The following is a 14,576-nucleotide window of genomic DNA, read 5'->3' on the forward strand; positions in this document are numbered from 1 at the left end:
GGCAAAGGTTTTTCATGAAAAATAAAAAGACCTTTACCAATATAGGTAAAGGTCTTGCTAACAACGGTGTCGTTGCCAACAAAGCCGGAAGATATGAAATCTCCGTAATGACGACTTTGCTGTAAAAGCTACTCCCCTTTAGGAGAACTATTCAACTGATTACAATCACTATATTCTATTAATGAATCTATGTCAACCCTTCATTTATCCCGTACAGATCCGTCTTTTGAAGCGAACCAAAATGCTACGATGATTGAGCCAATCAAAACGATAAATGGGGCATAAAACATTAAAAACTCAGACATGTGTAGGCCTCCTTTTAGGCGTGATGATCCTTGTTTCCGCGTACGTAATCTTTATTGAACAAAAATAATCTTAACAATAAATACAGCGATGGCAGTAATAATCCCAGTCCTGCAATAAATGCCACGATGAGTGAAATGGCCATTGCCTCATTCGTAAAGCTATCGTAGATTGTTAAATATGGATACAACAAGAATGGATAATGTGACACTCCGTACCCAAAGAATGCCAATGCAAACTGTCCTACTAGCAAACCAAAAGCAAGTCCGTATTTTTTCCGCTTCCATATGAGCCACACTGTGCCTACGAATAACAAGAATGACAGTCCGAATACCCACCACAAATCGAGAATTCGTGCGTAATGTTCTGGGTTGTGGTGGCGAAGTTCGAAAATGATACCACCCGCAGTAATAATCGTTGGCAACGCCCATATCAATACATACTTGCGTAACAATTCCGTTGCTGATTTGTCGCCCGCTTTATTCGCATACCAAGTTAGAAATACAGCGGAAATATACAATAACGCCGTTATGCTGAGCACAACAATGCTCCAGGTTAAAGGGCTCGTGAATAATTCCATGTAATCTAAGACGGGATGATCATTAACCATTGAAATAAATCCACCCTCAGAAATCGTCAAGACGATAGAAAGTGATGCTGGAATGAATAAACCCGAAATACCATACATGAACGTATACCCTTTGTGTCCGTATGATCCGTACATCGCAAATGCGTAGTACGAACCTCGAATTGCGAGCAAAACAATGGCAATACTTACTGGAACCAATAATGTTGTTCCATAATAGAAGGCAGTTTTCGGAAAAAATCCGATGATACCCACAAAGAAGAACACTAGAAACACGTTTGTTACTTCCCAGACGGGCGATAAATAGCGCTCAATAATATTCGTTAATATATGGTCTCTTCTCGTTAAAGTGTTATAGGCATTGAAAAATCCTGCTCCAAAATCAATCGATGCAACGATGAGGTAACCGAATAAGAACATCCATAAGACCGAAATACCGATAATTTCTAGAGTCATAGGAAGTCACCGCCCTTTTCTTTGCGTCGGTCTTCAATTTCTTGCTCCACTGGATTCTTTTTGAACATGCGTCTAAGCACGACCACACTCCCAATTCCAAGGACCAAATAAAGTCCCGCGAATAACACCAGCATAAGATCCACTTGTCCACTTGTGGTTGCTGCATCTTCCACTCTCATAATCTTACGTAGAATCCAAGGTTGTCGGCCTACTTCTGCCAGCCACCATCCTGCTTCAATCGCGAGGACTGCCAATGGACCACCTAAGACAAGTAACCAACGGAACCATTTCGTTTGAACGAATGACCATTTACGCCACACTGCAAACACATATAAGGCCGATAAAAATGCCAACCACATGCCAATTGACACCATCAAGTCAAATAAATAGTGAATATATAGTGGCGGTATTTCATCTTCCGGGAATTCTTCAAGTCCTTGAACTTCCGCGAAAGGATTACTATGTGCCAGAATGCTTAAAGCATAAGGGATTTTGATGGCATACTTCACTTCGCCATCATCCAAAACACCGTACATAATCAACGAAGCATTCTCTTCTGTTTCAAAATGCCATTCCGCTGCTGCTAATTTTTCGGGTTGATATTCTGCTAAATACTTCCCAGAAAAGTCCCCGATAATCGCTGTTGCAATGGAGAAGATTAATCCAACTTTCATCGTTAAAAATAAAGCTTTCTTATGATACACATGATTCGAACCTTTTAATAAGCGAAAAGCTGCAATTGAAGCTAATACGAAGGCTGATGTCATATATGCCGTTACGACAACATGCACCACTTTCGTCGGCATCGCTGGGTTAAACATGGCAAGTAACGGATTGATATTGATTAATTCCCCATCCACTAAATCGAACCCTCGTGGTGCATTCATAAATGCATTGACAATTGTAATGAAGACTGCCGAGAATGAAGCTCCGATTGCAACCGGGATTAGTAATAATAGATGTTTTTTCTGATTTTCAAAGCGATCCCAAGTGTACAAATAAATACCCAAGAAAATGGCTTCAAAGAAAAACGCAAATGTTTCCATGAATAATGGTAAAGCAATGACATTACCTGCTAGCTCCATAAAGTTAGGCCAAAGTAATGAAAGTTGCAAACCAATTGCTGTCCCTGTTACAACTCCTACAGCAACGGTAATAACAAACCCTCGTGCCCATCGTCTAGCCAACAATATATAATGCTCATCATTTTTTTTAATCCCTACCCACTGGGCAATCATGATCATCAGTGGAACGCCGACTCCGATTGTTGCATAAATAATATGAAACGATAACGTTAACTCGGTCAGAACTCGACTAAAGAATACAGCTTCTTCATTCCCCATTTGGCTTCCCTCCAATTAACTACCGAAAATCTTACCAATAAATGACAACATCATAATACCTGCCACGATAAACGCCAGCCACATTAATCTTTTCTCTTGTTTTTTATACATGATGCCACACTCCTTACAATTTATCTTACCCTATTTTTTGTTTTCAAAATCAATCGGAGAGTCATATTTTTCAAGTCGTGGAGAAAAGATTGTCATACGAAAATATATATATTAGAAATTCCCTATAATTCTGCATTGTAGGTAAATCATATTGAAAAATAGAGGTAGTTGCGATGAAAACGAAGAGAAAGGTAATAGGGGAATAATCAAATTTTGAGTTACTCGTTTATAAGCGTGTACGAAGTTGGCATACAAGGGTAGTACCATTGAAAAAATCGAAATGCTAATTGATGCACTATACCGAGAAATTACTGAAGATACCCGTATTTGCAGAGAGGATCTTCCTCGTGTAGGTGAAATCAATAAAAAAACCATTATCCTGTTGGAGGGGGATTTTTTCCACTTGAACTATGTAGGCAAACAAAGCAAATTGGGAGCACCATGTCGTTAGTTATGGTGAAGACAATTGTGTGACGCTCCAATTACCATTTTAACCACTATTTGTTTTCCTAAACTTGCTGGAGTCCAAGAAAGTACGGTCGAACGGCTATAACAAGAATCATAAAGAAAGAGCTAAAACCAAATGGTTTATAGCTCTTTCTTTTGTTAAAATCAACAAATATGTTAATGCATGATTAGCAATCGTACCTACATACTAATTAATGATTGCTAATTTGTTATTCAGTTCGATTTCCGCTTAATTGTCTTTGAGCCATGCTCACTAAGCGTTTTGTAATTTCTCCACCAACTGAACCGTTGGCACGAGCTGTCGTATCTGCTCCAAGTTCTACGCCAAATTCTTGAGCGATCTCATATTTCATTTGGTCTAAAGCTTGTCGAGCTCCAGGAACTTCAAGTTGACGACTTCCAGAATTGTTGTTAGCCATATCTCTCACCTCCTTGTGTAATAGTAGAATGCTCCGTTATTAATATTTCATTCATAAATACAAATTGGTAATTACTATACGGTTTTCCGAAGCATCTACCAATTTGCAAAACTCTTTAGTCACCCTTAATTGTTTTTATCGGCATTGATGTGGTTTTAATCGGCATCAAACATCATTTAATCGGCATCAAATCTGTTTTAATCGGCATATGTTTAATTTTATTTTGCATCAATCTCCATTTAATCGGTTTTGCTCAATTCCTTCCAAAAACACAAAAAAAGAGACCGCTCACCTTTAAAAGGCAGCGGTCTCATATGATTTATGGACGATCTTGATCACGAATATCATTAATTGGAACAAATATATCAATGTGACGATATAAATTTTCAAAAATAGCTGGTGCGTCTCCACCATATTCGCCATCCAGGTTTAATTGAACTTGAGTATCTGCTGAAACTGAAATATGTTTGGCTTTCTTATAAATCACCAATGGATCATCTAAATGTTCTCCACGCAGCGCAAGTGTTGCTAATCGAATAAAATCGGCAATGTTACACTTTTTTAAAATGAGCAAAGTGAATAATCCATCATTAATGCTTGAATCAGGAGCAAGTTTTTCAAATCCACCGACTGAATTAGTCAATCCGACCAAAAACAGCATTGCTTCTTCATCAAACACTTCGCCATCAAATTCAATCCGGACTTGGGAAGCACGAAGCGACGGTAGCATTTCAATTCCTTTTATATAGTAAGCCAATTGACCTATCATTGTTTTCAATTTGCTAGGAACATCATACGTTAACTCGGTTAATTTACCGCCTCCAGCAATGTTGATAAAATAACGGTCATTCATCAAGCCTACATCGACGGGAATTGAATCATTTGCAACAATGATATCCACGGCTTTTTCGATATCTCGCGGGATTCGTAATGCACGAGCAAAGTCATTCGTTGTGCCCATTGGGATAAGACCAATTTTTGGACGTTTTTCAAAAGGGCTGACACCTGCTACTACTTCATTTAACGTCCCGTCACCGCCAGCTGCAATAACAAGGTCAAAGTCATGTTCAACTGCCAGTTTTGCGGCTACGGTTGCGTCACCTTCGCAAGTTGTGGCGTGACAAGAAGTTTCGTAACCTGCTTTTTCTAGTCTTTCCAATACAACCGGCAAATTTTTTCTAAATAATTCACGACCAGATGTTGGATTATAAATAATACGTGCACGTTTCATACACACATTTCCTTCCTGCTTTACATTTTCATCATTTGTTAGGACATATTAAGGATATAAAAGGTTCCATGTCCACGAAAAGAAGCCGGACATTTGCCTCGGCTCCATTTTCTTTTATTATATACGAATGCAAGCAACAGGACAATTATGACTGTTTTTGAAGAAATGCAGTAAAATCTTTGCGAATGTCTTCGTATACCCACAACCAGTACTCTGGTTTCGTTAAATAATCAGATGTTAATTTTTTTATGAACTCTTTTTGCTTTTCTTTAAATGTAGGATCGTCTGAAGCTGGGAAGTCTTTTCGCATTTCAAGCACATACTCTTGTATTTTTGGAGCGCGCGGTCCCCATTTCCCAATAACTTCTCCATCATTGTTCAACAATAAATAAACAGGAATTGAACGTCCACCATTTGTTAAGTATTGGTCCATTAATTCCAAAGTTTGATCACGATAAACGACACGGACTTCAATCCCTGCAGCTTCTGCAACGCGACGTAATATTGGATTATTCATCATCGCATCTCCACACCAATCTTCGGTAATGCCTAAAATATGAGGTGATTTCTCTTTTAATAATTCAATAAATTCATCGTCTTGAGGAACTTGAAATTGCTCATAAATACTAAAGCTACTGTCTTTATGTGTCTCCATTTTATCCATGTATGCTTGCAAAGAAATGGCTTCATCAAAGTATTGTTGTTCAGTTTTCATTATAGTATCTCCTCCTGTATTTTCAGTTTACTTCCTTCATTGCATCGAATCAAATTTCTTGATTCTATTGTGCATATGTTTTCATTTATCAATCAAAATGAATTCAGATGCAAGTTAACTAGTTGAAACATCTCGGTTCCCCAAAAAAACGACCCCATAAATGGAGTCGTTCTAACGATATTATCGTTTTGAGATTTCTGCTTGAAGAATTTTGTTGACCATCGGTGGGTTTGCTTGGCCTTTTGTTGCTTTCATGATTTGACCAACCAAGAAACCGATTGCACGGTCTTTCCCGTTTTTGAAGTCTTCGATTGATTGTGGATTTGCATCCAATGTTTTTGAAACAATCTCAAGAAGTGCACCTTCATCGGAAATTTGAACTAAACCTTGATCTTTTACGACTTGTTCAGCAGTTCCGCCTTTATCAGCAAGCTCTTTGAATACTTTTTTCGCGATTTTTGATGAAATCGTTCCATCGCTAATTAGTTTGATCATTCCTGCTAATCCTTCTGGCGTTAGGTTTGTATCATGTAGCTCCTTTTGATCGACGTTTAAGTAAGCTGACACTTCACCCATCATCCAGTTAGAAGCAAGTTTTGTATCTGCACCTAAAGCGATTGTTGCTTCAAAGAAATCGGACATTTCTTTTGTCAGTGTTAACACCATTGCATCATATGAAGGCAATCCCAATTCTTCTACATAACGCAGTTTACGTGCATCCGGAAGTTCTGGAATTTCTGCACGGACACGGTCCATCCATTCTTGGTCAATTACTAAATCGACTAAGTCTGGTTCTGGGAAGTAACGGTAATCATCTGATCCTTCTTTCACGCGCATTAACAATGTCTTACCAGTGGACTCGTCAAAACGACGTGTTTCTTGAAGGATTTCTCCACCGCTTAATAGTACTTCTGCTTGACGAATTTCTTCATGCTCTAAACCACGACGTACATAGTTAAACGAGTTCAAGTTTTTCAATTCCGCTTTTGTACCAAATTGTTCCTGGCCATATGGACGCAATGAAATATTGGCATCACAACGTAGTGATCCTTCTTCCATCTTACAATCTGAAACGCCTGTGTATTGGATAATTGATTTCACTTTTTCCAAGTACGCATATGCTTCAGCAGGTGTGCGAATATCTGGTTCAGAAACGATTTCGATTAATGGTGTACCTTGACGGTTATAGTCAACTAAAGAATAGCCTTTGTCCGTATGAGACAATTTCCCAGCGTCTTCTTCTAGATGTAAACGCGTAATCCCGATGCGTTTTTTGTAGCCATCCACTTCAATTTCAACCCAACCATGTTCACCGATTGGTTGATCATATTGAGAAATTTGATAAGCTTTTGGATTATCTGGATAGAAATAGTTCTTGCGGTCGAATTTCGTATGTGTTGAAATTTCACAGTTAAGTGCCATTGCAGCTTTCATACCGAAATCAATTGCGCGTTTATTGACAACAGGTAAAACACCTGGATATCCAAGGTCAATTACATGTGTATTCGTATTAGGTTCCGCACCAAAATGGTTAGGTGATGGTGAAAACATTTTTGAATCTGTTTTAAGTTCTACGTGAATTTCTAATCCAATGACTGTTTCAAAGTTCATGAGTTTGCTCCCTCCCAAAGTTGAGGAGTTTGTTTGTGGAAGCTTGTTGCTTGCTCGTAAGCATGTGCAACACGATAAATCGTTGCTTCGTCAAAATGTTTCCCGATAATTTGCAAGCCAAGTGGCATCCCTTCAGAGAAACCACATGGAATTGAAATCCCAGGAACGCCTGCTAAGTTTACAGGGATTGTTAAAATATCATTTGCATACATCGTTAATGGATCATCAATGTTTTCGCCAACTTTGAATGCTGGTGTTGGCGTTGTTGGTCCAATAATAACATCGTATTGTTCAAATATTTGATCGAAATCTTGTTTGATTAACGTACGAACTTGTTGTGCTTTTTTATAGTACGCATCATATGAACCTGCACTAAGTGAATATGTTCCAAGCATAATGCGACGTTTTACTTCATCACCGAAACCTTGGGCACGCGTTTCTTTATATAATTCCATTAAATTCTCCACATTTTCTGCACGGAAACCATAACGGATGCCGTCGAAACGAGCCAAGTTTGATGATGCTTCAGAAGAAGAAATTAAATAGTACGTTGCCAAGCCGTATTTAGAGTGTGGAAGTGAAACTTCTTCCCATGTTGCACCAAGAGATTCTAATACCTTTAATGCGTCTAATACGGATTGTTTAACAGCTTCACTAACACCTTCTCCTAGATATTCTCTAGGAACACCGATACGAAGACCTTTTACATCTCCAGTTAATGATTCAACAAAGCTTGGTACATCAACGTTTGCAGAAGTTGAATCGCTTTCGTCCACACCTGAAATTGCTTCAAGTAGTAGAGCATTGTCTCTTACATTACGCGTAATTGGTCCGATTTGGTCAAGTGAAGATGCGAATGCCACTAAGCCAAAACGAGAAACACGTCCGTAAGTTGGTTTCATCCCTACAACACCACAGAATGATGCTGGCTGACGAATTGAACCACCTGTATCTGAACCAAGTGAAAATGGTACTTCACCAGCAGCAACTGCAGCAGCAGATCCACCTGAAGAACCGCCAGGAACGCGGTCTAAATCCCAAGGGTTGCTTGTGGTTTTGTATGCTGAGTTTTCAGTAGATGAACCCATTGCGAATTCATCCATGTTCAATTTACCGATCGTAATCATTCCAGCTTCACGAAGTTTACGAACAACGGTTGCATCATAAATCGGGTTAAAACCTTCCAAGATTTTAGAAGAACATGTTGTTTCTAAGCCTTCTGTAACGATGTTGTCTTTCACACCTATTGGCAAACCAAATAAAGGTCCGCGTTTTGATGCAGGCACTTTGTCCATTTCTTTTGCTTGTGCGATTGCTTGTTCTTTATTTAGGGCCAAAAAGGCTTTTACATCGCCATCTAAAGATTCAATACGCTTATACGATTCAGCTGTAAGTTCTTCAATTGTTACTTCTTTGTTATGTATCATTTCTTGAAGTTCAGATGCTGAGTACTTAAATAATGTCATGGGTTTGTCCCTCCTTACTTCAAATCAGTCTAAGATTGATGGTACTTTAACTTGTCCCGCTTCTTGCTCACGAACATTTTTCATCATTTTGTCACGGTCAAGTCCAGCGACTGACTGATCTTCACGCATTATATTAACTAATGGTAAGACGTGAGTTGTTGGGATTACATTCGTTGTATCTAGTTCATTTAACTGTTCTGCAAAAGTGGTGATTGCAGCAAGTTGACCTGCAAATTTTTCTGCTTCGTCTTCTGTGATGGCAAGACGTGCTAAATGTGCAACATGCTTTACTTCTTCTTTTGAAATATTCGCCATTTTGTACACCTCCGAATTCGACAATCATACGGTTTATCATATCATTTTTACTACAAAAAGAATAGGAACAGCTTGTTTGCTGTCCCTATTTTGCTATTAGTCATAGATGTGAACATATGGCTCTTTTTCATCTACTTCTTTAACAATCAATGCTTCAGGTCCATTTATCGATGTAACGCTCACTTCGACATGCATGGAAGCTGGGAAATGCTCCATGACTAGACCGGTTAAATATTGTGTGAATCCGATAAGTTCTGCAGCACCATAAAATTGAATCGGAATTTCGATTGTCATTTTTTCAATATGATCGTCTTGGTAGAATCCAGTTCCTACAATGCTAGTGAAATTCGAGAAATACTCTTCAACATCTTGTTTAAACTTATTAAAAGATTTACCCACTTCTCGATATTTTTCTTGAGAAACAGGTTGAGGGAAAAGTACATGTTTTTCATTAATGCTTGTCCAGTCACTTATTGAATCTTTTCCTTCCTTCACCACACCATATGAAAAGTATGTACCTGGGACAATCGAATTGCGGCTTTCTTGTCTAAAGAGTCCCACCGTAATTGGAATGTTTTCAAGACCATTCATCCCACGCATACGTTTGACAATTTCAGCTGCCATTTTCTTGCCATTTTCTATGATGACATCTTCTGGTATTGTTTCTTCATATGTTGCACCAAAATCTTCTTTTTGGTAATAGTAAGTGGAGTTCAAAGCAAGTCCGATTGAAATACCACCAAGGCGCACTTTATTGCCCTCAGTTGTCACTAAGTAGTTTTGTTCCACAATATGTGCTAGATATACTGGTGCCTTTTTGGCTAATTCTGCTGTCATATTTCCTGCAGGACGTGCCGGGTTTAATCCATCTTCTGTTTGGTTACTTCGTGCTAACCAAGAACTAAGAGTTTCACTATCCAGCATTTGTCCTTCTTGGAAAAAGTAATCATCCGGTGAAAATGTTCGTTGTGAAAGACGAAGCAAACCGTTTTCAACTTCTTTTACGTCATACTTTGAGTAGATTTTAGAAACTACTAACCCTCTACTTGCACTTTGTTCATAAGGCAAAATTGTACGATAATATTGGTCTGAGAGTTGCACACTCGGAATAATGGTTGCCACTTCTTCATTCTTTTTTGTTTCTTCAATGACTTCCGAATCTTTGTCTGGGTTTGGCAGACACCCTGCGAGTAACACTAAAGAAATAACGGCTGGAATCCAGCTGATTCGTTTCATTATAGAAAGGTCTCCTTACTATTTTAATTCTTCAATTAGACGTTCTTCATCCCATACTGGAATCCCTAATGTCTTGGCTTTTTCGAGCTTAGACCCTGCATCTTCACCTGCGATGACAATGTCCGTTTTTTTGCTCACACTTCCTGCGATCGTTCCGCCTAATTGTTCGATTTTCTCTTTTGCTTCTTGTCGTGTTAATTGTTCCAATTTCCCAGTTAACACAACCGTTTTACCTGTTAATACATGATTTAGATTAGAAAGATCCACTTTTTTTCCGGTATATGTTAAATTCACACCTAGACTTTCAAGTTTCCCGATCAACTCACGAACTTCATCGGTATCAAAGTAACTAACGACTGAATCTGCCATTTTGCCCCCGATTTCATGAATCGCAATGAGTTGTTCAGGTGTTGCTTCAGCGAGTTGCTTCATATCACCAAACTCTTCCGATAAGATTTTGGCCGCTTTTTCACCAACATGGCGAATCCCTAATCCAAATAAGACGCGTTCCATCGAATTTAGTTTCGACGCTTCAATGGCTGCTACTAAATTTGTTGCTGATTTATCGCCCATTCGCTCCAATTGGATGAGCTGTTCTTTTGTCAACGTAAATAAATCGGAAACATCTTTAATCAACCCTTCGCGAAACAGTTGCTCCACCACTTTTTCACCAAGTCCATCAATATTCATGGCATTGCGTGATACGAAATGAATGATGCCTTCCGTTATTTGGGCAGGACATTGGGGATTCACACAGCGAAGTGCGACCTCTCCTTCAATGCGAATCAATTCACTTTCACATACCGGACAATGGGTAGGCATTTCAAATGCAGGCAACTCTTCTTTGCGTTCAGCTATAACCACGGCTACCACTTCAGGAATAATGTCACCCGCTTTACGGATAATAACCGTATCGCCAATGCGAATGTCTTTTTCACGGATTAAGTCTTCATTGTGTAATGAAGCTCTCCCCACAGTCGTTCCAGCTACCAGTACCGGTTCCAAAATCGCAGTTGGTGTTAACACACCCGTCCGGCCAACGGTTAACTCAATGTTGAGAAGTTTTGTGACCACTTCTTCAGCAGGGAATTTATAAGCAGTAGCCCATCTTGGACTTTTCGCTGTAAACCCCAACTCTTGTTGGTGTAAATAGCGGTTCACTTTAATGACGATTCCGTCGATTTCATATGGTAGATTTGGTCGCTCGGTTGTCCACTTTTCAATATACGCTTGTACTTCGTCAATCGAGTGACAAGTTTGTCGCTCTTTATTCGTCTGAAAACCTAAATCATCCAAGTAATCGAGTGCTTGTCCATGGCTATCTAGTTGATACGCTTCGCCATCCCCACCAATTGCATAAACGAAAATAGATAGATTACGACTTGCTGCAATTTTCGGATCTAGTTGTCGTAATGAACCGGCTGCTGCATTTCGAGGGTTCGCAAACTTTTCTTCTTCATTGGCCATACGCTGTTCATTCAATGTAAGAAATGACTTCTTCGGCATATAAGCTTCGCCACGAACTTCAAGCGTAATCGGCTTTTTCAAACGTAAGGGAATGGAACGAATCGTTTTTAGATTCTCTGTAATGTCTTCCCCAACCCGTCCATCTCCACGCGTAGCCCCACGAACGAAGAGTCCATTTTCATAACTAAGTGAAATCGCAAGTCCATCAATTTTCAATTCACATACGTACGAAAAATCATCGCCGATACTTGCACGAATACGACGGTCAAAATCGTCTAAATCTTCACGACCAAAAGCATTCGATAAACTGAGCATTGGGAATGTGTGAGTCACTTTTTGGAATCCTTGAAGAATCATTCCACCTACACGTTGTGTTGGCGAATCAGCGAATATTAAGTCAGGAAATTCAGTTTCAATTCCAATAAGTTCTTTTAAATATTGATCGTATACCGCGTCAGGTACGAGCGGCTGATCCAGCACATAATAGGCATAGCCCGTATCGTGTAAGAGTTGATTGAGTTCTTTTACACGTTCTTCTAATTGTACTTTATCCATGGAATCGTTCCTCCGCTCGTTCTATTCGTGCGTATTTCAATAGCATCGCGTTCTATACTTTTTCAACTGGTGCAAACTTAGCCAGCAACCTTTTAATGCCTGTTGGGCTTGGGAATGCAATATCAAGTTCCATATTTTCCCCTTCACCTCGGACACTAACAACGGTCCCTTGACCCCATTTTTTGTGTACGGCTTTGTCGCCGGTTGCCCAGCCCATTTTGTCCCCACCGGATGATTTGTAAGCCGGTTTTTGAACCGCTGGTCGTGTTGAGCTTGCAACTTCACGGCGTGTTGTTTGACTTCTTCCAGTGCCAGCACTTTGTTTCAATGTCACATGTTCAACTATGTCATCTGAGATCTCAGCAATGAAACGTGAAGGATTGTTGTATCCGCTTCGTCCGAACAAGGTACGTGACTGTGCGCATGTTAGATATAGACGTTCTTCTGCACGCGTAATTCCGACATAGGCTAGACGTCGCTCTTCTTCCATTTCATCGTTATCACCGATCGAACGTGAGTGAGGAAACACATTTTCCTCCATCCCGATAATGAACACGACTGGGAACTCCAGGCCTTTTGCTGCATGCATCGTCATCAAGACGACCTTTCCTTTTGAAACATCTTCCTCGTTGTCCAGTTTATCCAAGTCTGAGATTAATGCTAAATCCGTCAAGAAAGAAACAAGCGTTTTATCGTCACTTCGTTCTTCAAAAGCTTTCGTAACAGATAAAAACTCTTCAATATTTTCTAGGCGGCTTTCAGACTCAATTGTTTTTTCATTGCGTAACATGTTGCGGTAACCCGTCTTGTCCAATACTTGCTCCACAAGTTCTGTTACGGATAGGAATTCCTGCATTTGAGTGAAACCTTCCATCATTTGATGGAATTTTGCCGCTTCATTTGCTGCTCTTGCAGGTAATCCCATAAAGTCCACTTCTCGAAGTGCATCAAATATCGAACGATCTTGTTCTAATGCATACATCGCCATTCGATCAAAAGAAGTTGCGCCAATATTACGTTTTGGTTCATTAATAACGCGTGCCAAAGCCAAGTCATCCTCATTATTGGCAATTAATCGCAAATACGACAGTAAGTCCTTGATCTCTTTGCGATCGTAGAACTTGGTGCCTCCAACGATGGTGTACGTAATATTGGATTTAACTAATACTTCCTCCATTACTCGCGATTGGGCATTTGTCCGATACAACACGGCAAAATCATCATAACTACGGTTATCTTGTTCCATTAATTCCTGAATGGTTTTAACGACGAATTGTGATTCTTGTTGTTCATCGTAGGCTTTATATACATTGATATGTGCTCCTGAACTGTTATCGGTCCGCAATTCTTTCGGATAACGCCCTGTGTTATTTTGAATAACGTCGTTCGCCGCTTTTAAGATATGCTTAGTTGATCGATAGTTTTGCTCAAGCATGATTACTTTGGCCGTTGGATAATCTTTTTCAAATGACATGATGTTTTGAATGTCTGCTCCGCGCCAACGATAAATCGATTGATCCGAGTCACCTACGACACACAAGTTACCAAATTTCTTCGCCAACATTTGTACAAGTTCATATTGAGCTTTATTCGTATCTTGGTACTCATCCACATGAATGTAGTGGAATTTGTTTTGATAGAACTCTAATACTTCAGGGACACGTTTGAAGAGAGTCAATGTTGTCATGATTAAATCATCAAAATCGAGGGATTGATTTTTACGAAGACGTTTTTGATATGCTGTGTATACTTCTGCTGCTGTCTTCTCAAACGGATTAAATTTATTTGCTTGACTCGTAAATGTTTCAGCATCAATGCACTCATTTTTGGCAGAGCTGATGGCATTTAACATGGAACGTGGATCGTATTTTTTCGTATCAATATTTTGATCTTTTAAAATCCGTTTAATCACGGTTAGCTGCTCTGTTGTGTCCAATATTGAAAAGCTCTTCGAATAGCCGAGTCGATCAATGTTTCGTCGTAGGATTCGTACGCACATCGAGTGGAATGTCGAGACCCACATACTTTGGCCTGTCCCATTTCCGAGTAGGCCATCAATACGGTCGCGCATTTCTCGTGCTGCTTTGTTGGTAAATGTAATCGCTAAAATTTTTGATGGGTACACTTCTTTTTCTACGACTAAATAAGCAATGCGGTGAGTCAAAACGCGTGTTTTACCAGAGCCCGCTCCCGCCATAATGAGCAGAGGACCTTCCGTGGCCTTTACTGCCTTTTCTTGTTCGGGATTCATCCCGTTTAATAAGTTCTTTACGATTAATTCCATCTCGCACCGT

At 39.6% G+C, this 14,576-nt stretch carries 12 protein-coding genes; all 12 read right to left on the minus strand.

Going from position 1 to position 14,576, the window contains the following annotated elements; all coding sequences use genetic code 11:
- Nucleotides 1-200: 200 nt before the first annotated feature.
- On the minus strand, nucleotides 201-305 hold the full coding sequence (cydS, locus tag GY23_RS19045; RefSeq protein ID WP_425434985.1) for a cytochrome bd oxidase small subunit CydS family protein: 105 nt from the start codon (nucleotides 303-305) through the stop codon (nucleotides 201-203).
- 14 nt (nucleotides 306-319) lie between these two features.
- Complete coding sequence (locus tag GY23_RS10620) at nucleotides 320-1,345, minus strand: cytochrome d ubiquinol oxidase subunit II (RefSeq protein WP_075619192.1); 1,026 nt, start codon at nucleotides 1,343-1,345, stop codon at nucleotides 320-322.
- Nucleotides 1,342-2,688: a cytochrome ubiquinol oxidase subunit I gene (locus tag GY23_RS10625; RefSeq protein WP_075619193.1), complete on the minus strand. Its 1,347-nt coding sequence runs from the start codon at nucleotides 2,686-2,688 to the stop codon at nucleotides 1,342-1,344. Before GY23_RS10625 ends, GY23_RS10620 begins: the two co-directional genes overlap by 4 nt.
- Nucleotides 2,689-3,476: 788 nt before the next feature.
- Nucleotides 3,477-3,686 (minus strand): alpha/beta-type small acid-soluble spore protein, encoded by a 210-nt coding sequence (locus GY23_RS10635; protein WP_075619195.1) that lies wholly within the window; start codon nucleotides 3,684-3,686, stop codon nucleotides 3,477-3,479.
- A gap of 319 nt (nucleotides 3,687-4,005) precedes the next feature.
- A complete protein-coding gene (locus tag GY23_RS10640) occupies nucleotides 4,006-4,917 on the minus strand; it encodes a diacylglycerol kinase (RefSeq protein WP_075619196.1) in 912 nt (303 codons plus the stop codon).
- Nucleotides 4,918-5,062: 145 nt separating this feature from the next.
- Nucleotides 5,063-5,632, minus strand: coding sequence for a thioredoxin family protein (locus GY23_RS10645; protein WP_075619197.1), 570 nt, complete (start codon nucleotides 5,630-5,632; stop codon nucleotides 5,063-5,065).
- Between the two features lie 180 nt (nucleotides 5,633-5,812).
- Complete coding sequence (gatB, locus tag GY23_RS10650) at nucleotides 5,813-7,243, minus strand: Asp-tRNA(Asn)/Glu-tRNA(Gln) amidotransferase subunit GatB (RefSeq protein ID WP_075619198.1); 1,431 nt, start codon at nucleotides 7,241-7,243, stop codon at nucleotides 5,813-5,815.
- The gene (gatA, locus tag GY23_RS10655) at nucleotides 7,240-8,709 is read right to left on the minus strand and encodes an Asp-tRNA(Asn)/Glu-tRNA(Gln) amidotransferase subunit GatA (protein WP_075619199.1); all 1,470 of its coding nucleotides are present in this window, start codon (nucleotides 8,707-8,709) and stop codon (nucleotides 7,240-7,242) included. The genes gatB and gatA overlap by 4 nt, the downstream gene beginning before the upstream one ends.
- A gap of 24 nt (nucleotides 8,710-8,733) precedes the next feature.
- The gene (gatC, locus tag GY23_RS10660; RefSeq protein ID WP_075619200.1) at nucleotides 8,734-9,024 is read right to left on the minus strand and encodes an Asp-tRNA(Asn)/Glu-tRNA(Gln) amidotransferase subunit GatC; all 291 of its coding nucleotides are present in this window, start codon (nucleotides 9,022-9,024) and stop codon (nucleotides 8,734-8,736) included.
- Nucleotides 9,025-9,120: 96 nt separating this feature from the next.
- Nucleotides 9,121-10,260 (minus strand): CamS family sex pheromone protein, encoded by a 1,140-nt coding sequence (locus GY23_RS10665; RefSeq protein WP_075619201.1) that lies wholly within the window; start codon nucleotides 10,258-10,260, stop codon nucleotides 9,121-9,123.
- Nucleotides 10,261-10,278: 18 nt separating this feature from the next.
- The gene (gene ligA / locus GY23_RS10670; RefSeq protein WP_075619202.1) at nucleotides 10,279-12,282 is read right to left on the minus strand and encodes an NAD-dependent DNA ligase LigA; all 2,004 of its coding nucleotides are present in this window, start codon (nucleotides 12,280-12,282) and stop codon (nucleotides 10,279-10,281) included.
- Nucleotides 12,283-12,334: 52 nt separating this feature from the next.
- Complete coding sequence (gene pcrA, locus GY23_RS10675; RefSeq protein WP_075619203.1) at nucleotides 12,335-14,566, minus strand: DNA helicase PcrA; 2,232 nt, start codon at nucleotides 14,564-14,566, stop codon at nucleotides 12,335-12,337.
- Nucleotides 14,567-14,576 lie beyond the last annotated feature (10 nt).

The sequence above is a fragment of the Paenisporosarcina indica genome, from assembly GCF_001939075.1.
In the GTDB taxonomy this organism is placed as follows: domain Bacteria; phylum Bacillota; class Bacilli; order Bacillales_A; family Planococcaceae; genus Paenisporosarcina; species Paenisporosarcina indica.

Coding starts and splice junctions, on each gene's coding strand:
- GY23_RS10635 (WP_075619195.1), bottom strand. CDS start 3,686: ATGGCTAACAACAATTCTGGAAGTCGTCAACTTGAAGTTCCTGGAGCT.
- cydS (WP_425434985.1), bottom strand. CDS start 305: ATGTCTGAGTTTTTAATGTTTTATGCCCCATTTATCGTTTTGATTGGC.
- GY23_RS10645 (WP_075619197.1), bottom strand. CDS start 5,632: ATGAAAACTGAACAACAATACTTTGATGAAGCCATTTCTTTGCAAGCA.
- gatA (WP_075619199.1), bottom strand. CDS start 8,709: ATGACATTATTTAAGTACTCAGCATCTGAACTTCAAGAAATGATACAT.
- GY23_RS10665 (WP_075619201.1), bottom strand. CDS start 10,260: ATGAAACGAATCAGCTGGATTCCAGCCGTTATTTCTTTAGTGTTACTC.
- gatC (WP_075619200.1), bottom strand. CDS start 9,024: ATGGCGAATATTTCAAAAGAAGAAGTAAAGCATGTTGCACATTTAGCA.
- gatB (WP_075619198.1), bottom strand. CDS start 7,243: ATGAACTTTGAAACAGTCATTGGATTAGAAATTCACGTAGAACTTAAA.
- GY23_RS10640 (WP_075619196.1), bottom strand. CDS start 4,917: ATGAAACGTGCACGTATTATTTATAATCCAACATCTGGTCGTGAATTA.
- ligA (WP_075619202.1), bottom strand. CDS start 12,282: ATGGATAAAGTACAATTAGAAGAACGTGTAAAAGAACTCAATCAACTC.
- pcrA (WP_075619203.1), bottom strand. CDS start 14,566: ATGGAATTAATCGTAAAGAACTTATTAAACGGGATGAATCCCGAACAA.
- GY23_RS10620 (WP_075619192.1), bottom strand. CDS start 1,345: ATGACTCTAGAAATTATCGGTATTTCGGTCTTATGGATGTTCTTATTC.
- GY23_RS10625 (WP_075619193.1), bottom strand. CDS start 2,688: ATGGGGAATGAAGAAGCTGTATTCTTTAGTCGAGTTCTGACCGAGTTA.